A 260-nucleotide genomic window follows, 5' to 3' on the forward strand; every position below is an offset into this window, starting at 1 on the left:
TGCGCCCTTTCTAACTTAACCAAACTAAAAATTAAAAAATATGAGCTACACTGTTATCTAGTTTTCAAAGAACATACCATTTGCTATTTAAAATAGCTTTTTGGTGGAGCCTAGCGGGATCGAACCGCTGACCTCCTGCGTGCAAGGCAGGCGCTCTCCCAGCTGAGCTAAGGCCCCAAAATGTATGGTGGGCCTAAATGGACTCGAACCATCGACCTCACGCTTATCAGGCGTGCGCTCTAACCAGCTGAGCTATAGGC

Annotated in this window: 1 tRNA gene; it reads right to left on the bottom strand. The window is 46.9% G+C overall.

Annotated features, from left to right (window positions below):
* Positions 1-101 precede the first annotated feature (101 nt).
* Positions 102-177, bottom strand: a tRNA-Ala gene (locus ACS2QP_RS28010).
* Positions 178-260: the final 83 nt, after the last annotated feature.

Origin of the sequence: Bacillus cereus group sp. Bce019, from assembly GCF_051781745.1 — a bacterium.
GTDB classification, from domain to species: Bacteria; Bacillota; Bacilli; order Bacillales; family Bacillaceae_G; genus Bacillus_A; species Bacillus_A cereus.